This is a genomic window from Blastococcus aggregatus (assembly GCF_900221005.1).
Classification (GTDB): domain Bacteria; phylum Actinomycetota; class Actinomycetes; order Mycobacteriales; family Geodermatophilaceae; genus Blastococcus; species Blastococcus aggregatus.
In genome coordinates this window covers 1-21,122 of the sequence record NZ_OBQI01000010.1, presented here as the reverse complement: position 1 = coordinate 21,122, position 21,122 = coordinate 1, and the positions used below count along the sequence as shown (strand labels likewise).

General features: G+C 68.1%; 18 protein-coding genes and 1 pseudogene. 13 read left to right on the top strand and 6 right to left on the bottom strand.

Annotation, left to right across the window (positions count from 1 at the left end; all coding sequences use genetic code 11):
• The 3 genes from clpB to CRP29_RS22130 all read left to right on the top strand — a co-directional run bounded on the left by clpB (position 1) and on the right by CRP29_RS22130 (position 3,763).
• Complete coding sequence (gene clpB, locus CRP29_RS22140) at positions 1-2,637, top strand: ATP-dependent chaperone ClpB (RefSeq protein ID WP_097197241.1); 2,637 nt, start codon at positions 1-3, stop codon at positions 2,635-2,637.
• Positions 2,638-2,648: 11 nt separating this feature from the next.
• Complete coding sequence (gene trxA / locus CRP29_RS22135; protein WP_097197252.1) at positions 2,649-3,098, top strand: thioredoxin; 450 nt, start codon at positions 2,649-2,651, stop codon at positions 3,096-3,098.
• Positions 3,099-3,190: 92 nt separating this feature from the next.
• The gene (locus CRP29_RS22130) at positions 3,191-3,763 is read left to right on the top strand and encodes an FHA domain-containing protein (protein ID WP_097197240.1); all 573 of its coding nucleotides are present in this window, start codon (positions 3,191-3,193) and stop codon (positions 3,761-3,763) included.
• A 652-nt stretch (positions 3,764-4,415) separates the two neighbouring features.
• Here CRP29_RS22130 and CRP29_RS22125 read toward each other — a convergent pair.
• The 3 genes and pseudogenes from CRP29_RS22125 to CRP29_RS22115 form a co-directional block, all read right to left on the bottom strand.
• Positions 4,416-5,249: a M48 family metalloprotease gene (locus CRP29_RS22125; RefSeq protein WP_245853192.1), complete on the bottom strand. Its 834-nt coding sequence runs from the start codon at positions 5,247-5,249 to the stop codon at positions 4,416-4,418.
• Between the two features lie 413 nt (positions 5,250-5,662).
• Positions 5,663-6,487 carry a 6-phosphogluconolactonase gene (gene pgl, locus CRP29_RS22120; RefSeq protein ID WP_217991718.1) on the bottom strand — a complete coding sequence of 275 codons (825 nt, stop codon included), beginning with the start codon at positions 6,485-6,487 and terminating at the stop codon, positions 5,663-5,665.
• Positions 6,484-7,646, bottom strand: a pseudogene (locus CRP29_RS22115) (glucose-6-phosphate dehydrogenase assembly protein OpcA). The gene pgl and the pseudogene CRP29_RS22115 overlap by 4 nt, the downstream one beginning before the upstream one ends.
• Positions 7,647-8,020: 374 nt before the next feature.
• On the opposite strand from CRP29_RS22115, the gene CRP29_RS23870 reads away from it, so the two are divergent.
• Positions 8,021-8,323, top strand: coding sequence for a DUF2905 domain-containing protein (locus CRP29_RS23870; RefSeq protein WP_425427118.1), 303 nt, complete (start codon positions 8,021-8,023; stop codon positions 8,321-8,323).
• Between the two features lie 304 nt (positions 8,324-8,627).
• A complete protein-coding gene (locus CRP29_RS22105; protein ID WP_176523095.1) occupies positions 8,628-8,999 on the top strand; it encodes an STAS domain-containing protein in 372 nt (123 codons plus the stop codon).
• Positions 9,000-9,463: 464 nt separating this feature from the next.
• Here CRP29_RS22105 and CRP29_RS22100 read toward each other — a convergent pair whose 3' ends face one another.
• The 3 genes from CRP29_RS22100 to CRP29_RS22090 form a co-directional block, all read right to left on the bottom strand.
• Positions 9,464-10,432 (bottom strand): NAD(P)H-dependent flavin oxidoreductase, encoded by a 969-nt coding sequence (locus CRP29_RS22100; protein WP_097197236.1) that lies wholly within the window; start codon positions 10,430-10,432, stop codon positions 9,464-9,466.
• 436 nt (positions 10,433-10,868) lie between these two features.
• Positions 10,869-12,125 carry a cation:proton antiporter gene (locus tag CRP29_RS22095; protein WP_245853191.1) on the bottom strand — a complete coding sequence of 419 codons (1,257 nt, stop codon included), beginning with the start codon at positions 12,123-12,125 and terminating at the stop codon, positions 10,869-10,871.
• A 1-nt stretch (position 12,126) separates the two neighbouring features.
• On the bottom strand, positions 12,127-12,402 hold the full coding sequence (locus tag CRP29_RS22090; RefSeq protein WP_097197235.1) for a cation:proton antiporter regulatory subunit: 276 nt from the start codon (positions 12,400-12,402) through the stop codon (positions 12,127-12,129).
• Positions 12,403-12,961: 559 nt separating this feature from the next.
• On the opposite strand from CRP29_RS22090, the gene CRP29_RS22085 reads away from it, so the two are divergent.
• The 8 genes from CRP29_RS22085 to CRP29_RS22050 all read left to right on the top strand — a co-directional run.
• A complete protein-coding gene (locus CRP29_RS22085) occupies positions 12,962-13,564 on the top strand; it encodes an adenylate kinase (RefSeq protein WP_245853190.1) in 603 nt (200 codons plus the stop codon).
• A 392-nt stretch (positions 13,565-13,956) separates the two neighbouring features.
• Entirely contained in the window at positions 13,957-14,340 is a 384-nt protein-coding gene (locus tag CRP29_RS22080; RefSeq protein WP_281256834.1) for an ATP-binding protein, read from the top strand.
• Positions 14,341-14,837: 497 nt separating this feature from the next.
• The gene (locus CRP29_RS22075; protein ID WP_217991717.1) at positions 14,838-15,752 is read left to right on the top strand and encodes a S1C family serine protease; all 915 of its coding nucleotides are present in this window, start codon (positions 14,838-14,840) and stop codon (positions 15,750-15,752) included.
• A gap of 572 nt (positions 15,753-16,324) precedes the next feature.
• Positions 16,325-16,858, top strand: a complete 534-nt coding sequence (locus tag CRP29_RS22070) for a SatD family protein (protein WP_245853189.1) — start codon at positions 16,325-16,327, stop codon at positions 16,856-16,858.
• Positions 16,859-17,218: 360 nt separating this feature from the next.
• Positions 17,219-18,271 carry a type IV toxin-antitoxin system AbiEi family antitoxin domain-containing protein gene (locus tag CRP29_RS22065; RefSeq protein ID WP_097197231.1) on the top strand — a complete coding sequence of 351 codons (1,053 nt, stop codon included), beginning with the start codon at positions 17,219-17,221 and terminating at the stop codon, positions 18,269-18,271.
• On the top strand, positions 18,268-19,230 hold the full coding sequence (locus CRP29_RS22060; RefSeq protein WP_176523094.1) for a nucleotidyl transferase AbiEii/AbiGii toxin family protein: 963 nt from the start codon (positions 18,268-18,270) through the stop codon (positions 19,228-19,230). Before CRP29_RS22065 ends, CRP29_RS22060 begins: the two co-directional genes overlap by 4 nt.
• A gap of 148 nt (positions 19,231-19,378) precedes the next feature.
• A complete protein-coding gene (locus CRP29_RS22495; RefSeq protein WP_141437205.1) occupies positions 19,379-19,627 on the top strand; it encodes a hypothetical protein in 249 nt (82 codons plus the stop codon).
• A gap of 546 nt (positions 19,628-20,173) precedes the next feature.
• A partial coding sequence (locus tag CRP29_RS22050) for a DUF4238 domain-containing protein (protein WP_141437204.1) occupies positions 20,174-21,122 on the top strand: 949 nt, incomplete at its 3' end.

The following is a 21,122-nucleotide window of genomic DNA, read 5'->3' as shown; positions in this document are numbered from 1 at the left end:
GTGGATCTCAACCGACTCACCCAGAAGTCACAGGAGGCCCTCCACGACGCGCAGACCAAGGCGCTCCGGTTCGGCCACACCGAGGTCGACGGCGAGCACCTGCTGCTCGCCCTGCTCGACCAGCCTGAGGGCCTGACGCCACGCCTGCTGTCCCAGGCCGGAGCCGACCCCGACGCGCTGCGCGTCGACCTGGAGGCCGACCTCGGCCGGCGTCCGAAGGTGACCGGACCAGGCGCGGCGCCCGGGCAGGTGTACGTCACCCAACGGCTGTCGCGGCTGTTCGAAGCCGCCGAAAGGGAGGCGCAGCGGCTCAAGGATGAGTACGTCTCCGTAGAGCACCTGGTAGTCGCGCTGCTGGAGGAGGGCAGCACCACCGCCGCTGGCCGACTGCTGCGCACCCACGGACTTACCCGGGACAAGTTCCTGTCCGCGCTGACCGAGATCCGCGGCAACCAGCGCGTCACCTCGGCCATGCCCGAGGTCGCCTATGAGGCGCTGAGCAAGTACGGCCGTGACCTGGTCGCCGAGGCTGCTGCCGGCAAGCTCGACCCGGTCATCGGGCGGGACACCGAGATCCGCCGGGTCGTGCAGATCCTGTCCCGCAAGAGCAAGAACAACCCAGTGCTCATCGGTGATCCCGGTGTCGGCAAGACCGCGATCGTTGAGGGCCTCGCGCAGCGGATCACCCGCGGCGACGTGCCTGAGGGCCTGAAGGACAAGACCGTCTTCGCCCTGGACATGGGGTCGCTGGTGGCCGGTGCGAAGTACCGCGGGGAGTTCGAGGAACGGCTGAAGGCCGTCCTGAACGAGGTGCGGGCAGCCGAGGGGCGCATCCTGCTCTTCGTCGACGAGTTGCACACCGTCGTCGGCGCCGGAGCAGCAGAAGGTTCCATGGACGCCGGCAACATGCTCAAGCCGATGCTCGCCCGTGGTGAGCTGCACCTGATCGGTGCCACGACGCTGGATGAGTACCGCAAGCACGTGGAGAAGGACGCCGCGCTCGAACGCCGCTTCCAGCCGGTCGTGGTCGACGAGCCCACCGTCGAGGACGCGTTGTCCATCCTGCGGGGGCTGCGTGAGCGGTTCGAGATCTTCCACGGCGTGAAGATCCAGGACACCGCGTTGGTCGCCGCGGTCACCCTGTCCCACCGCTACATCTCCGACAGGTTCCTGCCCGACAAGGCCATCGACCTGGTGGACGAGGCCTGCGCGATGCTGCGCACCGAGATCGACTCCATGCCGGCCGAACTCGATGAACTGACCCGCCGGGTGCGTCGGTTGGAGATCGAGGAGGCCGCGCTGGCCAAGGAGAGCGACGCGGCCAGCCAGACCAGGCTGTCCGAGCTCCGGCGCGAGCTGGCCGACCTGCGCGCCGAGGCCGACGCCATGCAAGCCCAGTGGGAAGCCGAACGGCACGCGCTGCGCAAGGTGCAGGCCCTGCGCGAGGAGCTGGAGCAGGTACGGGTGGAGGCCGAGGCAGCTGAGCGGGCCTATGACCTGAACCGCGCCGCCGAGCTGCGGCACGGCCGGTTGCCCGAGCTGGAGCGGCGGCTGGCCGCAGAGGAGGAGCAGCTCGCGGCCAAGCAGGGCGGCAAGCGACTCCTGCGCGAAGTCGTCACCGAAGCCGAGATCGCCAACATCGTCTCCCGCTGGACCGGCATCCCGGTCACTCGGCTGACCGAGGGGGAGCGGGACAAGCTGCTGCGCCTGGACGAGATCCTGCACGAGCGCGTCGTCGGGCAGGACGAGGCGGTGCAGCTGGTCGCCGACGCGATCATCCGGGCCCGCTCGGGCATCAGGAACCCTCGTCGGCCGATTGGCTCGTTCATCTTCCTCGGCCCCACGGGCGTCGGGAAGACCGAGCTGGCCCGCACGCTGGCCGCTGCGCTGTTCGACAGCGAGGACAACATCGTGCGCATCGACATGAGCGAGTACCAGGAGCGGCACACCGTCTCCCGGCTCGTCGGTGCCCCGCCCGGCTACGTCGGCTACGAGGAGGGCGGCCAGCTCACCGAGGCCGTGCGGCGCAAGCCCTATTCGGTGGTGCTCTTTGACGAGATCGAGAAGGCCCACGCCGACGTGTTCAACACGCTGCTGCAGGTCCTCGACGACGGCCGGCTCACCGACGCCCAGGGCCGCACGGTCGACTTCCGCAACACCGTGGTCATCATGACGTCGAACATCGGCTCGCAGTACCTGCTCGACGGCGTCACCAGCGGCGGGGACATCGAGACCGAGGCGCGCGACGCGGTGATGGATGCTCTGCGGCTGCACTTCCGGCCGGAGTTCCTCAACCGGGTCGACGACATCGTGCTGTTCAAGCCACTCACCCTGGCCGAGATCGAGCACATCGTCGAGCTCATGATCGGCGACCTGCGCGCCCGGCTGGCCGAGCGGCAGATGCGCCTGGAGCTGACCGAGGCCGCCCGTCGGTTCATCGCCGCTCAGGGCTTCGACCCCGTCTACGGCGCCCGGCCCCTGCGCCGGTTCATCGCCCGCGAGGTCGAGACCCGCATCGGCCGCGCGCTGCTGACCGGCGAGGTCGAGGGCGGCGCCGCCATCCGGGTCGACGCTTCCGACGACGGGCTCGTCGTCACCTGGGACGACTCGGTCGGCTCAGACCAGAACGCGGCGTGAGGAGGCATGACATGACGTCGACGGCCGTTGTGGCCTGCCCCAGCTGTGGTCGCAGGAACCGGGTGCCCGCCGCAGCGGCGGGCACCCCCCGCTGCGGGCAGTGCCACAAACCACTGCCCTGGATCGCCGACGCCGGCGACCAGGACTTCGCCGAAGTCGCCGAGCAGGCACCGTTACCGGTACTGCTCGATCTGTGGGCCCCGTGGTGTGGCCCGTGCCGGATGGTGAGCCCCGCCCTGGAGGAGCTGGCTCGCACGTTCGCCGGCCGGATCAAGCTGGTAAAGGTCAACATCGACAGCGCCCCGCAGACCGCGCAACGCTTCTCGGTTCAGGCCGTGCCCACGCTCATGGTCCTGGACCACGGGCAAGTCGTCACTCGCCAAGCCGGCGCCGCACCAGCGCCAGCGCTGAACGAGTGGTTGGAGAGGGCGCTGTCGGAGGTGCGCAACTCCAGCAGGTGACAACGCCGCGCATGACGGGCCGGACGGGGCGGGACCGTTCACGGTCCCTGACCCGTCCGGCCCGACTTCAAGAACGATGAGGAGGTGCCCTGATGCGCTGCCACCGATGTGGCCACCGCAACCCCGAGGTCAGTCGCTTCTGTGTGGAATGTGGAGCGGCGTTGGCTCAGGACCAGGTCCAGAACCCTACGAGCGCGATGTCTGCTTTCGGCGAGCAGGAGCCCCGCCCCTCACTGCAGACACTTACCGATCGGCCCATGCAGCCCCACGCCGACGCGGTCGAGGCACTTTCCCCGGGGACGGCGCTCCTGGTCGTAAAGCGCGGGCCGAACGCGGGTCACCGATTCGTACTTGACCAACCGATTCTCACCGTCGGGCGACAACCAGACAACGACATTTTCCTCGATGACGTGACCGTCAGCCGCCGGCACGCAGAGTTCCACCGCCGGGATAGCGGCTATCTTGTCCGCGACGTCGGCAGCCTCAACGGCACCGACGTCAACCGCAAACCCGTTCATGAGGCGCCACTCACCTCGGGGGACGAGGTGCAGATAGGCAAGTTTCAACTCCTGTATTTGAGCGGGACCGAGTCCGACGTCGTAGCGGATGAGCAATGCGCCGACCGCCGACATGGCCGCAACGGCCGCGACATGGCTAATCGGTGAACGTGCCTCTCCGAAGGTAAGAGGCACGCGCGTGCCTCTACCTTGAGCGTGGCAGCCAGGCATGCGCTCGGGTGATAGCTGACCCATCGGGAGTTGAAGCGACGGGGGTGCGCCTTCCCGGACCTCGCTTCAGTGGCCCGACTAGATCCCGGATCGCAGTCCGAACCGGACAGGCCAATCGAAGGGTGGCTGGCCTGACGGGGTGCCTCGCACGTGACTGGACTGCCCCTTGAAGAATCCATAGGCGCCAGGGACCGTTCCGACTGTCGCAATGGCCGCCGCATCGAACGTGAGTGCGAGAGCCGTTCACGCACCGACCGGGGGTCGTGCGGATAACGCGTATTCGCCCCTCATGATCTTCGCTCACCAGCGCCATGCGAGGATCACCTCATCGCCAGGTTAATGTCCCTTGACCGGGGTAGGCGAGTCGAAGCGCGCGGATAGCTATCTCCCCGGCCTGCCCGCACCCTCCGGTCTTGTCCGGAACCTATGTCGCCGGAATGTCATTTCCTGGCGAGCGTGTGCACAACGTTTCACCTCTTCGACGCTTGGTGAAGGATGGTTTGCAGGACCGGGGAAGGGGCCAGCCATGCCGTCGGGCATGCGCCTCTCAGCCGGCCCCTTCTGGGATGAACAACCGGTCAGCGGCAGATCACCCCGCGGTGCGTCCGATCAGTCGCGCGATGCGCTCTTCGGTCGGCGGGTGCGTCAAGAACAGCATCGACAGATTCCCGCCGCCGCCCCGAAGCGGGTTGATGAAGTACTTCTGAGCCTGCGACGGCTCCACCGTCATTGGCACGAAGCGCGCCGCATGGTCGATCTTGGCCAGAGCGCTGGCGAGCGGATGTCCGTCGCCCAGCAGTTCAGCACCGGTCCGGTCGGCCTCGAACTCCCGGCTGCGCGAGAGCGCGAGCTGCAGCAATCCCGCGGCGATCGGCGCCACCAGTACGGTCACAAGCATGGCCAGCGGCCCAGGGTTCTCCTCGTCGTCGGAGGAACCAATAAGCGGCAGCCAACCGAGCATGTTGGCCAGGAAGCCGATCGCCGTGGCCAGGGCCGCCGCGATCGACGTCAAGAGGATGTCCCGGTTGCCCACGTGCGCCAACTCGTGCGCCAGAACCGCCTTGAGTTCTCGCGGTGGGAGCAGTTCCAGCAAACCCTCAGTCACCGCGACGGCTGCGTGTCGCGGATTGCGTCCGGTTGCGAACGCATTCGGTTGCCGGTCCCGGGTCACATACAACCTCGGCATGGGCAGCCCCGCCTCGGCTGCCAGTTCCTCCACGATGCGGTGGTAAATCGGCAGCTCGCGTTCACCGACAGGCACCGCCCCGGCGGCTATCAGGGCCAGCCGATCGGAGAACCAGTACGACCCCCCGACAGCGGCGAGACCTGCGATCAATCCGACCACGATGCCTAGGTCGCCGAACAGCGAGCCCAGCATGACCAGCAGCCCGCCGAGCCCGGCCAGCAGCACCGCGGTCTTCACACCGTTCCAGCCAACGCGGGCGGGGGAGAAATACGAACGACGGCGGGGGGCTCGCCCGAACGGAGATCGCCCACGAGAGTCCATCTCGTAAGGCCAGGTCATCTGTGGCGCAAACTCCCGATAGGGCATTGGACCGGGGTCTGCTGCGAACATTCCTTTCCTCCTCCCGCGAGTACCTGAGCGCTGTTGCGCACACGTCCAAGCCAATACCTCACCTCTACCGACGCCTAACCACTGCGCCCTGTTCCCTGCTCGGGGGGCCACTACTGGTCGGGATGGCAGAAGCAGGGACCGCCCAGCGGCGCATCGTGTCGACGACTCGCACGACGCATTCGGCTGGGACGAACACACGCAAGCGCCGCCGCCTAAGACGCACAACGCGCTGACGGTTACCTGCCAGACATGGTGGCCGGTCAGGTCCCGAACGATGAGAATCCACCCTTGGGCAGCTCGCTGGCCGCTGCCGCGTCCAGCCACCACCGCGTGGCCTGCGTCCCGCGCACGCCGGCCGCAGGCACCGACAAGGGGTCGGCCCCGGAGAGTGCGTCCGAGACCGCCCGCGCCTTGGCCCGTCCCGCGGCGAGTATCCACACCTCCTCGGCCGTGTTGATGGTCGAGAACGTCATGCTCAATCGGGTCGGTGGTGGCTTCGGGCAGTTCCGCACCGCGACCACCGCCCGGTCGTCGCGAGCGGCTGAGGATCTCGGAAAGATCGAGGCCACGTGCCCCTCGGGGCCCACACCCAGCAGCAGGACATCGAAGCGGGGAAGAGGACGACCGGCCGGAGCGGCTGCGCCCAGCTGGGCGGCGTACCACGCAGCGGCATCCTCAGGCTCCATGGACCCCACGCCCGATGCAGGCATCGGATGCACCCGCTGATCGGGGACGCCCACCAATTCCAGCAGCGCCTGACGCGCAGACAGCTCGTTGCGTTGAGGGTCATCGGCGGGCACAAACCGCTCATCGCTCCACCACACCTCCACCGCCGACCAGTCGACAGGTTCGCGCGTGGGCAACGGAACGACCTCGGGCAGGTGCGCCAGCACGGCCGTGCCGATGCCGCCGCCGGTCAGGACCAGCGACGCAGTGCGGTTCTCCGCCTGCGCCTCGGCCAGCCGGGCGGTCAATGCCGAGGCGACCACCTCGGCCAGCTGCTCAGGATCCGTTGCCGTATGCACCCAGGGCCGGCCACTCGTGGCGCGCCGCGGCCGACCCCGGCCGGCCGACTGCGGAGTCACCGGTGTGCCGGCTCCTCGTCCTGGCGATCCCACGGGCGCCCACTGGAGCTTTCGTTGGTGCCTCCGGAGTTGGTTTTCGCCTTGCTCGCTGGGGCCGACGCCTCCGTTGGGAGGGCGTCCTGGCCAGCGGCATCGCGGTCGGAGCCCGAGCCGGTGCCCTTGGTTGCGGTCTGCGCCGGATCGATCCACACGTGCTGGCGGAGCGGGGAACGCTTAGCGAGACCGGTGCGGCCCGTCGCGACCTCCAGTGCCTGGCCGTAGGGCTCATCCGCGTCCAGCCGGCGCAGCTCCTCTCCGAGAAGATCGCCCAAACTCCGAGCGGGCAGCGCCACAGTCACGTCCCGTCGACACGATTGAGTGACCACTGCGCTGCCGTGGTGGTCGGACCGAATTTGCACCTCCTCGTCGCGTCAAGGCCGAGCCTCACTGCATGCACGCCGCCCAGCCCGGTCGTCCGCGTCGCTGCGACCACATCGACTGGGCAGTCGCAGCGAGCGGACAGCCAGCCGGCCAGGAGCGCAGCAGTGGCGCTGCCCGGATCTGCCTCGATCCGCCCCGTCAGCAGCCGAACGGGGTCCTCTCGCCGGGCGGCGACCGCGTCCAGCGTTGAGGTGAGGGCTGCGCGCCACGGCGTGCTGCGGGTCCAGGTGAGGTCTGTGTCTCCAGGGGCGTAGTCGTCGGCGCGAGCCTGCAGCGCCGCCAGCGGATCCTCGGCAAGGCAGCAGTCGGTGATCCGCCGATCGGCGATCACCGCCAGGGCCTCGGTGGCCAGCTGCGGCGGTGGTGGGCCGTGCCACCAGGTCACCACCGGCACGTCTGCGGCCAGCAACGGAACTACGACCGACTCGGCATGCAGACCCAACCGGCCATACATCCGCATGACCACGGCTTCCACCGGACCTAGTCGGCCACCAACGAAGACCTCGGCGTCGAGCCGCGGAACCGGGGCGTCGATCTGGCGGCGGACCGCGATCAGAATCCTGCAAGGATGCTGTGCCGCGGCGACTGCGGCGGCCTCTTCGGCCTCAGTCACCCGTTCTCCATCGGCAACAACAACCAGCGTAAGCGCCACTCCGGAGAGCACCGCACCGCCTGTTCGTCGCTGCTTTGAGAGCTCGTTGACGATCGCAGACCCGGTGGTGTCCCACAGGGTGGTCATGGCGTCTCCCTTCCCAAGCGGCGGCGATTGCGTCGTTGTCTTCAGCGCGCCTTAGGAGGCACCTGAGCTGTCTCTGGCGCGCTCACCGGCATGTTCCCGAGTCACACGACGGCCATGCATCGGGCGGCCGCTCGCCGCGACCGGAGAAACGAGCGCGGTTGGGCACCTTGTCAAGCGCTGCATGGGACGGCCACAACTGTTCCGCTTCATGGCGTAGGTGCTTCGCGCATCGCCACCGTCGAGACCCACGTCCGCCGCAACCGTCCGCCTCGAGCTGCGCAGCAAACCGGCATTGCCGACAGGAGTGGCGCGGTTGCTGGCTGAGGCGCTCAGACGCCCTAGTGGCCGTCGCTGGCCGCGAGAGAGGGGAAGGAATGTGGGCGCCCAAGTCTGACGTTCAATGGGCACGTCTGACTATGGCGCAATCGACATACGGACCCGGTCAACTATCACAGGAGGGGGAGATGTTCCGGGACATTGGCCCACTACTGGTCGCGATCGGGCTTTCATTGGTTGCGGTAGGCATCCTGTGTTGGGGCGGGGGGCTGTCCTGGTTCGGTCGGCTCCCTGGCGACATTCGTCTTCAAAGTGACAATGTGCGTGTTCACATTCCCATCACGTCAATGCTGGTGGTCTCCATTGTCGCAAGCATTGTGCTATCTCTCCTTCGTCGGTGATCACTAGCGCGGCGGATGGTCGGTGTTGCCGTCGAGGCCGCGATACCGAACATGGGCCAGCTCACACGCAGGAAGGAGTGTCGGAGACGCAGGCGGATAGTCGCAGGACCGCTATTCCCGGTACTCTGTTCGATGAGAAGCTCACACAACAGGGCGGGCAAGCAAGCCCGCACGGCACGATCGATCGCGGCTTAGCTGACCGGTGCATGCCCCTGTAAGGCATGTATCGGGAGGTGTAGCCGTGCGATCCTCGTCTCGGCGGTTCTCGTTCCACTCTGTAGCCGCCGGCGCCACGCGTCTGGCCGTGAACCTCGACCTGAGCTCCGCTCGGATCACGCTCGTGGGGGAGCTGGACCGACAAACCGCCCACCGATTGCTGGATGCGGCCCGAGCCTTGGCGGCAACGGACCACAGCCAGTGGGTCATCGATGCCCGCCAGCTACAGTTCTGCGACGCGAGCGGGCTGCGGGCAATCGGCGGCACCTATCGCATAGCCCTGCGGCGTGGCGTGACCGTCACGATGCTCGGGGCCAGCGGTTGGCTGCGTCGAGCACTGGCCACCATCAAGCTGGACCGCCACGTCCTTCACGACGTCGAGCACCCAAGCGCAGACACCGACCTCACGGTCGAGTCCATGGCGGCGACGTATCCGCTGGCCAGGGTCTATTCGCTGTGAGCGTGCCGACCCGATCCGGTGGCCCGGCCAAGGGATGACCTTGGCCGGGCCACCGTCATGCGCCCCCGAGACGCAATTCCTGAGCTCATGGAGGGGATCTGAGCGTCGGGCGGTGATGTGACCTAGATAAGGGTCGCCACAGTCAGGCAGGGCGGGACTGCCCAACTGCGCTTGACTCGGTGACCTGCCCGCCCCACGAGTCGCGGAGTCAGCTGACGCGGGGCAGTGCCTCCGGTCTTTCCACAAGACAGCTACCGCGACTGCGGGCGGGCGGGGGATCGGCACGGCCGCCGGCGGGCGGACGCGGGACCTTCCGAGCCTGGTCTGGTGCCGTTGCCTTCTCCCGCCTTGGTGACACGAGCGTGCTCGTCTCGGGCTGGCCAGAGGACTGGCGACCGCCGGTGGCTGACCATCCGCGGGGGAGCAGTGGGACGGGACGGGTCAGACCGGGGGCAGCACGGCGCTCAAGGCGACACGCCCTGCCGCACACCCCAATCTGCCAGGAGCCGTGCCGCGCCATCCGCGAGCTCCCGAACGACCTCCGCGGCGGGACGGATTGTGTTCACTTCGCCGACTCCCTGGCCCGCGTACAGCGGCATGGCGGGAATCTCGCCGGTGGTGGCGCGAATTGGTGCCAGAGGACCCCGCCGAGGGATCGGCAGCTTGTGAGCGCCGAACGTGACGGCGCCGACGGTGTCCCCCGAGACGGTCAATGCCGCGTCGATGCACGAGCGCAGTACCCGGTGCGGGGCGCGGGGCCACAAAGCGGAGAACGTCTCGGTCAGCACCGTGTCCTCCGCATCTGCGACCAGTAGCGCGTCTTGGTAGTCGGGGTGTACGTCGGCCTCTGGCGTGGCGAGGAACCGTGTGCCGATCCGCGCGGCGTCAGCCCCGGCGGCCAGTACGGCCGCCACCCCGCGGGCCGTCGCGATACCCCCCGCGGCGACGACCGGTACCCGCACGGAGTCGAGCACCGCGCTCAGAAGTGGCAGCAGCGCCGTCGTCCCGCGCACGTGCCCACCGGCCTCCACACCCTGCGCGATGAGGAAGTCGCAGCCCGCTCTCTCGGCCGCGACAGCCTCTTCGGCCGAGCCGACTTGCCAACCGGCCAGGGCGCCGTGGGCGTGTACCCGCGCGACAAGGACCGGGTCAGGATCTCCGTAGAAGAACTCGACGTACCGCAGACGAGCCGCAGCCATCTCCACGGCGTCTATGTCGAGGAAAGGCACAAGCACGTTGAGACCAACGACGCCTGGACCGAGCTCGTCCAGCACCGCATCAAGGGCAGGGGGTGGCAGCAGGTGCGGCGCTACGGTTCCGGCCCCACCCGCGCCGGCGACGGCGGTTGCCAGCTCCGGGCCCGAAACCCAGCCCATGCCCGCGAGCTGGATCGGCACCCGGCAGTCAAGAAGCTCGGTAAATCTGGTGCGCATAAGTAGTCGACTCCCTCCTGCCGTTCGGCTAGATGCACGGCACTCCGTCGCCGGATCGCGCCGACAGGCGAGCGCGGCCAGCCCGACTTCGGAGCCGACAGGTCCGATTCCCGCGCTCTGCGGCCCGGCAAACGCGTCGGCCCGCCGCGGCGCCGGTTCGTCTACTGCCGCGCCCCTCCGGCGCGTCACACATGACCCGTGAGCTCGACGACTGGCGGGCCGCCCTGCCGGCTGACTGACCGCACGCAGCCGGGCCCGGGGATGCACCAACTCGTGTGCGCTCGACGGCCAACAAGGCGAGATCGTCGAGTCTGAAAGGCCCGGAAAAGGCGCCGTAGACGACGACGGCGCACCACGCTTACGTGCCGTGCACGACTGTGCGTCCGCTTGCGGACCCCTGCCCGTAAGGGATCGGCGCGCTCCAAGGCGAGCAGGCCTAGCCCCGGCCTGTGGAAGCCGAAAATCCGGCGGTCCGTCGATCAGGCCGAAGGCGGCGCACCTCCAACAGTCGTAACGCAACCGGACCCAGCACCGCCAACAGCAGCACGTAGCAGGCAACCAGAGCCCCGAAGCTCGGATCCAGCCGGAAGGCGTCGGTGCTGGCAGCCGCAGCGGTCGTCAGACCCGCGATGACGATGGAGAACTCGCCGCGGGGGATAAGGGCGACACCGGCGCGAAGCCGGCCGCCTCGCCCAACGCCAGCCCTGCTGGCCGCCCACCAACCGGTGGCGACCTTCGTGCCGGCGGTGATCACGGCCAAGGCCACGGCCACGGGGAGAACGTCGATCAGACGCGTGGGCTGGATCTGCAGGCCGAAGAAGACGAAGAACACGGCTGCGAATAGGTCCCGCAACGGTCGCAGTAGTTCTGCGGTGCTTCGGGCGATCGGGCCCGACAGGGCGACGCCCACCAGGAAGGCGCCCACGGTCGCGGACACATTGGCCAGACCTGCGAGTCCACCGACCAGCAGGGTCAGCCCCAGCACGCGCAGCAGAAGAACCTCGTCGTTTGGAGAGAACACCAACCGCGCCAGCGTTCCGGGCAGCCGGATGGCCACGATGAAGACCACGACGACGGCGGCCAGCGCCACCGACACACTCATCGTCGCGGCGAACACCGACAGTCCCGACACCAGAGCCGTCAGCACCGGCAGGAAGCCAGCCATCGTCAGATCCTCGAACACAAGCACAGCAATGACCGTCGGCGTTTCCCGGTTGCCCAGATGCCCGAGGTCGGACAGCAGCTTGGCCACGATGCCCGACGAGGACACGTAGGTCACACCGGCCAACGCGACAGCCGCGACCGGCCCCCAACCGAGCAGCAACGCCAATGCCGCTCCTGGAGCAGCGTTGAGGGCCAGATCCATGACGCCTGCTGGAGCGGTGTGGCGCAGCCCCGCCAGCAGTTCGTCGGCCGCGTACTCCAGACCCAACATGAGCAGTAGCAGCACGGCGCCAAGCTCGGCTCCGACGGCGATGAACTCTCTACCGCTTTCTCCGACCGTAAGCGGCACCGGGCCATGCTCGCCGAACGCCAGCCCGGCCAGCAGATACAGCGGCACCGGCGAGACCTTCAACCGGTGAGCGAGCAGGCCCAGCAGTCCCAATCCGAACAGCACCAGGCCCAGCTGCAGCAGTACGCCGGATGATTCTTTGGACGCTGCCGCCGCCAGCGCCGCGTCGACGTTGAGCACGCTAGGGCTGGTCCTCGGTCAGCTGCCAGGTGCGGTGGTGGGTGCGCGACTCCGGGTCGTCCTCGCCGGGTGGCAGTGCCAGTAGTTCGACAAGCACGGCCCGTTCCTGCGGTTGCAAGGTGACCGACTCAGCAACGATGTCCGGATCGTTTTCGGCGTAGACGACAAGATCGACTCGCTCGTCCCGATGCACGAGCAGGCCCAAGCGTCGTCCATACGCGGTAGCAAAGTCATACCGGATCCCGACGCCCGGTAGCGGGGTCTGCTCCACCTCCACTTGGAGACCTCCACTGCGCGAGGGCACACGGCCGCAACTCAACGACATCTTGATCATCGCCACCGGCCGCCGAGATGGCCAGCTGAGCGCCGTCGCCGCCGGTGGCCCGTGGGCAGTATCTCCGCCGAGCCGCGATGGCATTGACCAACAGTGCGGCACGGGCGTCGTCGCCCCTTCCGATTCGCAGCGGGAAACGCGTCACGACCCACCCAGGAGTAGTCGCAGGTCACAGTGTTGGCGGAGGCCAACGACGAGGTGCTGACATCTGTGGCCAGCCCGCTTCCTCGCCTGCTGGACGACGCCGAGGCCGCACGTGCCAGCACAGCGGTCGTGGTCTCTCGGGGGATGCGGGGGAGAGGGTGCGGCGGCACGGGGGAAAGAGGGGGACGCCTCGTGGCGCGGGCGCTCGGACACGGGCCGGCTCGTGCCGCGGGCGCTGGGACACGGCCGCCGGGGGCGGCCTGCGCTGCCGCCCCTGTCGGTCGCAACTCTGGCGTCGAGTACGACTCCTAAGATCACGTCCCCCACCCGCCACTGCGCAACTCGAAGGGATCCAGACATGCTGCGAGTCGTTCTGTTCGGGCCGCCGGGAGCCGGCAAGGGCACCCAGGCGCGGCGGATCGCCGAGCGATTGGGTGTCCCAGCGATCTCGATTGGGGAGATCTTCCGCTCCCACGTCGCCGAGCGAACCGACCTGGGCCGCCGGGCCCAGCCCTACCTCGACGCCGGCAACCTTGTGCCCGACGAGATCACCGTCGCCGTCGTCCGCGATCGGCTCGCTCAACCGGACGCAAAGGCCGGCTTCCTACTCGACGGGTTCCCGCGAACCGTCCACCAGGCCGATGGGTTGCGCGGGCTACTAGCCGAGACGGGCGTCCGCCTGGACTGCGCCCTGGAGCTCATCGTTGACGAGGAGGAACTAGTGCGACGGCTGTTCAGCCGGCGACTGTCGGGCGACGTCGCGGGGGTTCGGCGCAAGGACGACCATCCCAACACAATTCGGCATCGGCTGGCTGTCTATCGCGAGCAGACGGCTCCGCTCTCCGAGTACTACGAAGCACAGGGCCTCTTGATGCGCATTAACGGAACCGGCGCGGTCGAGGAGGTCACGGATAGGGCCATGGCCGCACTGCAAGCCGCCGTGTCCCGTCGCTCATCCTGATCACCCGGTACAGCAAGGCCACGAGTAGGCGCTTGCATGGATCCGGCACGGGGGTACCTCACGGCTCTGGGCGCGCAGCCCGCCGACGCCTGACCTGCGGGCGCCTCCGTGCGAGCCACCGTCCCGCAGAGCCATCCCGGCCGCGTTCTTGCTGGCCGGCTCCGGGCTGCGGGCGTAGGCGGAACCGCTTCGCCTCTATTGGCGTAAGGTGCGGCGCTCGGCGCGCGCATCGGCCACATTCTGGGTACGAGTCACCATGCCCACCGTCACCCGCTGGGCCAGGCGCTGGGAAAGGTGCGTGAACCATCGACATCTGGGCGAGGCGCCCGCGGCCGATCGTTTGGCGTAACGCTGTCGTCCTCGGCGTTTGGGAACCGGTCACCGCGGGGGACGTGTCCAGGACCCGGCGGCAGCTGTCGGCCGTACTCCACGACGACGCGCGCCCCGGGGGCGTGGTGCAGAGCGGGGTGGAGCGGCTGTTGCTCTGCTGTGAGGAGCTGGCCTCTAACGCGCTCCGTCACGGACGCCCGCCGGCGCGGGTCCAGGTCGTTAGCAACGGACGCGGGTGGCTGATCGAGGTGTCCGACGCTGACCCGGACTCCCCGCCAGTGCCGGCGGCCGACCGAGACCCCGCCCACGGCGGGCTTGGTTTGTACATGGTCGCCCGGGTAAGTGCCGCTCACGGGTGGTGGGTGGCCGACGACCGCAAGAACGTGTGGGCACAGATCGACGGCATGCACGCCGAGGAACCCGACGCTGGTGCTAGGTCCGCTTGAGAAGCCTCGCAGGGGAACCCTGGCCTCCCGGCGCGGTCAAGTAGCGCAACGAGTGACGACTTTGCGGACCTATCAGGAAGCCCGGAGAGTCCGTCACCAGGCTGGAACATTCCCGCACCGCGCAAGACCTATGCGCTCTCATCAGATCCACCTGCAGCGAATCGGCGCGTCGCCGGTCGCCCCGGTGTGGCGCGACCAGCTGCGGCTATGCGTCGACCATTCAACAGCGCCCACTGCGGCACAGGAGTGAGCCGTGAGGTCTCGCGCGATTAGACCCCGTGGCAGCGGGACATGTATTGCGGTGACGCTCTTAGAGGAAGGAGACCTGCAGAATGCGTCACCGGATTGGCACCCGACTGCACGGCCAGCCTGTCCGCCGAGTCGCACTGGCGCTGGCCACCGCGGCCGTCCTGGCTGGATGTACCGCTGGGGGCGGCAGCACGTCGGCGGCGTCCACTAGTACAGCGGAGTCGTCCGCTGGCTCGGTGGGTTCACCCGTGGTGCTGCAGGACGCCTACCAGCGTGTCATCACGGATGTTCTGCCCTCCGTCGTCGAGATCCGTTCCTCGAGCGGGCTCGGTTCCGGCGTCGTCTACGACGACCAGGGACACATCGTCACCAACGCCCACGTCGTCGGGGCTGACAAGGACTTCGACGTGCTGACTTCGGGGTCAGCCACACCGCGGAGTGCGACACTCGTCGGCACCTTCCAGCCCAACGACATCGCCGTGATCAAGGTTGACGACGCCGAAGGACTCGTGCCAGCCACCTTCGCCGACTCCTCCGACGTGCACGTCGGCGACATCGTGCTGGCCATGGGCAACCCGCTCGGGCTCTCCGCGACGGTCACTGACGGGATCGTCTCGGCCCTCGGCCGCGAGGTCTCCGAGCCGGTCACGGACTTCTCCCCACCGGCCACGCTGCCGAACACGATCCAGACGTCCGCTGCGATCAACCCCGGCAACAGTGGCGGGGCACTCGTTAACCTCGACGGACACGTCATCGGTATCCCGACACTTGCCGCGACCAATCCGGAAGCTGGCGGCGTTGCTCCGGGGATCGGCTTTGCCATCCCGTCGAACACGGTCAAACGACTGGCGGACCAGCTGGTGGCCACCGGAACGGTGACTGACTCGGGTCGGGCGGCCCTTGGCGTCGGGGTGACAACCGTGGTGGACAACGCGGGCCAGCCTCAAGGTGTCGGGGTGATTTCGGTGAAGGCCAGCGGTCCCGCGGATCAGGCCGGCATCCAGCCGGGGGACATCATCGTGTCGGTTAAGGGCACGAGCACCCCGTCGGTGCAGGTGCTGGGTGCCGTCCTGGCCGACCTGCAGGTGGGGGAGACGGTCCCAGTAACGGTGCGGCGCGCCGGGGACCAGGAGCAACTGGAGGTGACCCTCGGCGAACTTTGACTGAACACCGGCCATCCGGCGCCCTGACCAACCCTCGGATGGACACCGGTGGGGGGCTGTGCCGCCTGCCGACGACGTGGGCGCATCTACCCCGACGGCCACCACGACCGGTTCGAGTTGATGGCAGCGGCGGAGGCGCATGGCCGGAGATGCGGACGTCTTTTCGGCACGACCGTCGATCACTGGCGGCACTTGCGGAGCGCGCGAGCGGGATGGGGCCACGTGGGACTACCGGGCGGCTAAAGGCACCGCCCATGCCAGGACCGTCAGTGCCAAGCGTGACGCGCTGTGGGGTCCCTCCGGGCCGGGCTCCGGGCGGGCAGGCTGCCCGGAGCCGCGACGATGGGGCGCCGCTCAAGGCAACCTGCAGGTGCGCCAAGGACGCGGGTTGTCGTCTGGGCGTACCCCGCAGCGCGCCGGCGCACGCCCGCCGTGTCGCTCTCCGTTCCTCCGACAAACGGAACGACCGGGATGGCTTCCGCCGGAGCCCTGGGCATGAAAGGTGTGAGACCTGCTGAATGCCGTACGTGCTGACTGTTGACCAGCGGGCGAGCCGCCGGGGACCCGACCGGGTGGCCGCCACGCTCCGCCGGCTCGCTGATGCCGTCGAGACGGTGCTGCCCTTCGAGCGCACCGCCGGCGACGAGTTCCAGGGCGTGCTCGCCGAGGCCGACGCAGTAGTCGACGTAGTACTGCAGCTCTTACGGGAGGGCTGCTGGAGCATCGGTATCGGCGCTGGGCCGGTGCAAACTCCGCTGCCGTCGAGCACGCGCGCGGCCACCGGCCCAGCGTTCCTCTGCGCCCGGCGGGCGGTTGAGGCGGCGAAGCAGCGGCCGGCGCACGTGGCCGTCTGCGGCTGCGTCGATCCCGACGCCGCCGATGCGCAGGCCGTGCTCAGCGCCCTCGCCGTGCTGGTGATGCGACGCAGCCCGCAAGCTTGGGAGGCCATCGCCTTGGTCTCCGCAGGGGCCACGCAGGCGCAGGCCGCCGTCCGGCTGGGCATCTCCCGGCAGGCGGTCGGCCAGCGACTGGCGACGGGACTGTGGGAACTCGAATTGGAACTGCGGAACACCGCCGCGCGACTGCTCGCGCGGGCCGCTGGATGAGTACCGCCGTGCTGGTACTCCTCGGCGTCACCGCGCCGGCGGCATAGTTGCGCAGACGTCCGTTCGCCGAGCGCGTGGACGTGGGCTGCGTGCTCGGTCACCTGTACTCCGCCTTGCCCCTAGTCGGACGCCGCCGACGCCCGCGACCACTTCGAGGCGGCGACGGGCGCCGCCTTGCAGCCTCATACGAACGCCGCATCCGATGGGTCGTTGATCAGGGACGTCCCGGTGGACGTCCGGGGTGGTCGCGCTGAGCGACGGCCTGGTCAAGGCAGCTTCGCTGGGACACCGAGGCGCAGTTATACTCCAAAAGTCGCGAGTGATACTGCAAAAGTAACTTCTAGATGCTACTTTCGCAGTATGACGGCGCTGAACGAGCTGACTCTGCTGAGCGATCTCGCAAGCAGCCAGTGGGGTCTGGTCACGGCAACACAAGCGCGCCAAGCTGGCGTGACGGTCCAGCAGCTGGCACGCCTGACAAGCCAAGGAGCCCTAGAACGACTGCGTCATGGGGTCTACCGCCTGGCTGGCGCGCCCAGCGATTCGCGGACCGAGCTCAAGGCTGCCTGGCTCAGTCTGGCACCGAACCTCTCCATCGATCAGCGACTCGCCGGCTCTGCCGTTGCGGTGGTGTCGCATCGTTCGGCCGCCGACCTCCACCAGCTCGGCGACCTTGAAGCCGACGCCTTCGAGTTCAGTCTGCCCGGCCGCAAGCAGACCCGGGATCCGCAAATCAGGCTGCATCGTCGGCACCTCACCCCGGATCAGTGGACCGTCGTGGACGGCCTGCCGGTTACCACCGTGCCGATCACCATCGGCGACCTCGCGCGCAGCGGCGTCGATGGCGGCCACCTCGCCGGAGTCGTTCGAGACGCCGTAACGACCAAGCACACCGACGTCGACCAAGTTGTAACCGTTCTCGCGCCGTTCGCGCGCCGCTATGGCGCGGGGCCCGGACAAGGCGACCAGCTTCTTCGACAACTGCTGCACCAGGCCGGCGTGCCGACGAATACCCGAAGAGTGGGGGAGCTGCTCGACGCTCCACGGCTGAACCTCACGGCGGTGCAGCAAGCACTGGCGGACGCGCTCCGCCCCTCAACGACGGCCGCCCTCCAAGACGCTCTCGCCGCGCTGGACACCACCTCGCTGAGTCAGGCAGCCGCCGAAGCGCTCGCTCCCGTGGCTGCCAACCTCCAGCAGGTCGCGGCGGCCGCCCTCGCACCTGTCGCTGAGAACCTGCAACGCACCCTGGCCCAGCAGCTCACATCCAGCCTCACACCCCAGCGGGCGACCCGGCCGAAACCCCGGCCGGCAGATCCAAAAGCCGCGGCCCCTACCCACGAGAACCACTCGACACAGCACCCCGCCAACGCCGCTACCGGCAGCGACAACGGAGAACCCACGAACGCGTGACCAACCCATCCAAAACCCCCACCGCCTTCAAGACGTCCCTCCGCGACCGGCTGAAGACCCGCGCCAAATCATCGGGACGGCCGTTCAACGAGCTCGAACGTGAGTACCTTCTGCAACGGTTCCTCGCTCGGGTCTTCGCCGATCCGGACAGCCCCTGGATCCTCAAGGGCGGCACGGGTCTGCTCGCCCGGCTGCCAGGAGCCCGCCACAGTCAGGACATCGACCTTCTCCACCGAACCCAGACACTCGAAGCGGCCGCCGATGACCTCCGTCGACTTGCCACGATCGACGCCGGCGATCCATTTCGCTTCGTGCTCAGTGACCCCGTCGCCATGACCGGCACCGTCAATGGCGCGCAGATTCGAGTGACCGCCTACCTCGGAGCTACCCAGTTCGGCCGTTTTCCCATCGACCTGTCCACCGAACTGGAATTCGTGGCCGAAGTCGAACGTCATCGACCCACCGCGGTCATCGAGGTTCCCGACGTCGCGCCGCTGCCCGAGTTCATTCTCTACCCGCTCGTCGACCAGGTCGCCGACAAAGTTTGCGCCATGTACGAGCGGCACGGCCCCCAACAGATCGCATCTACGCGATTCCGCGATCTCGTCGACCTGGTCCTGATCACACGGGAGTTCGCCTTGGACGGCGATCAACTGTCCGAGGCGCTTGCTCAGGAAGCGCGGCGCCGGGGCCTCACGCTGCCGATCGCCCTCGTCTCCCCGGACAGCACATGGACTGCTGGCTATCCCAAGGTGGCCCGGCCCACCATGGTCCCGAACGATCTACAAACGCTCGCCACCGCGCTCGAAACGGTGGCCCGGTGCATCGACCCGGCCCTTGCCGGACAGGTAACCGACCACCATTGGGACCCGGAAAACCAAGAGTGGATCACCGGCGCAGCTGGCCACAGCCGGTCCCAGCCCACGTCGGCGTCGAGCCCACCAGAAACGGCGGTGTGAGGCAGCCTCGCAGGCAAGAAGGTCATACGAATCACCGGTCACCTCCAGTAAGTACGCACAACACCCTGCGCCCCTGCCGCCTGTCGACCCATGCACCGTCCCGATCTGGGGTAGCCCCTGTCTGCTCAGGCCATGCTGGAGGTGAAGCATGATTTCGCTGGAGGGAGCGAAACGGGTCCGCGACAAGCTAGTCGCGAGGCTGCAGGGCCGTCAGGACGTCATCGGCGTCGGCATCGTGCGGCATGGTGACGGGTACGGCGTTCAAGTGAACCTGTCGGCGGAAGGCATAAGTCTTCCGCCGGAAATCGACGGCGTTCCGATCCGAACCAGAGTCATTGGCCCCGTGGTTGCTCAACGCCTCTCGCCCTTGTCGGGTGAGAACCAGCGCACTGGGTGACGAGCCGAACGGAACGACGCCCAGGCTTCTCGCGGCGTCGGTCGCTGCGCGTGGCTGGCAGTCCCGTCCGTGAGGCTGGGCTCGTCGTCCTCCTGATGGCCAGGTCGGGGGCCGTACGATCGCCGGTCCTGGAGCCCGCCGCCAGGGGCTCCCGCTGTAGGACCGACGGAGCTCCTGATGCGGTTTGTGTTCCGGCCCCCCGCGACCGATGGTGCGGGCCTGCTCGAACTCCCGTGGCCCCTGCCCTCGGCGAAGTGGCATCCGAGCCTCGTACTTGAAGTGCCACAGCGCGGGCTCTCCCGGCACGTCGTCCGGTTCGTCGCCCAGGAAGGCGGTGTCTTCGCGCTCAAGGAGATCAGCGAGCCACTTGCCCGGTGCGAGTACGTCCTGCTGAGCCAGTTTCAGGAGGAGGGACTGCCGGCTGTCCCAGTGCTGGGGGGTACCTCGAATACTCGAGCCACTCGTCACCTCACCTTTGCGTGTGACGAGGGAGTGTGTCGCAATCTCGTTTGCGTGCCCGAGGGGTCGTAGACCTAGCCTGACGGGGTGCCGCGCCACCATCTCGTACCGCAGATGTACCTGCGGAACTTCGCCGACGAGCGAAGCATGCTGCGCGTCGCGCACCGGGACAACGTGAACCGCACGTTCCTGAGCACCGTCAACAGAGCGTGCAACGAGGTCGGCTTCTACGAATGGCGCCCCGGCCTCACCGCCGACGAGGTTGATGACCCCGAGGTACTCGATCCGGAACACATCGAAGGACTGCTCAGCGTCTTCGAGGGGCGGGCGGCGGCGCCCATCAAACGCATCCTGAGCAGCGGCCAGCCGCCCCGTACGGCCCAAGACCGCTACGACCTCGTCCATTTCGTAGCCCTGCAGGCCGCGCGAGGACGGCGATTCCGCGAGGATCTCAGCCAGGTCGCGACCTGGGCGACGCGGCGAAGTGTGCGTGAATCCATCCAGGCCGAGAAGGCGGCCGAGTGGCTCCGGGCGCGCGGTGAACCCCACGGACCGCAGGATGTGGAAGCGTTCGTCGATCGAGTATTGGGGCCTGACGGGCTGACTCTGCGCCCGGACCAGACCTTCGCGATCCAGCAGGCGCTCGCGTTCGCCTACCTGCGCCTAGCCCCGCGCTTGTGGACGCGGCCTTGGCACGTCGTCCGCTTCGACGAGCCAGCCCTGCTCACCAGCGATGAGCCGGTCGTGGCCTGGCATTCCGAAGACGAGCCCGTCACGGCCGTGACCGCGCCCGTCGTCTGGCTACCGCTAGGCCGCCAGTCCCTCCTCGAAATCCGCGGAGACGGCGCTCAGGGCCCGGACGGCACCCGAGTCGCCGACCTTCACGACGCACGCCGCGTCAACGCGCTCGTCGCCGCCCAGGCCGAACGCTGGATCATGCACCATCCCGACGACCACGACCTTCTCGCAGACATTGATGTCGGGCCACGCACCCGATGGACAGAGGAGGTACTGGACACTCGCATTACAGGCGACA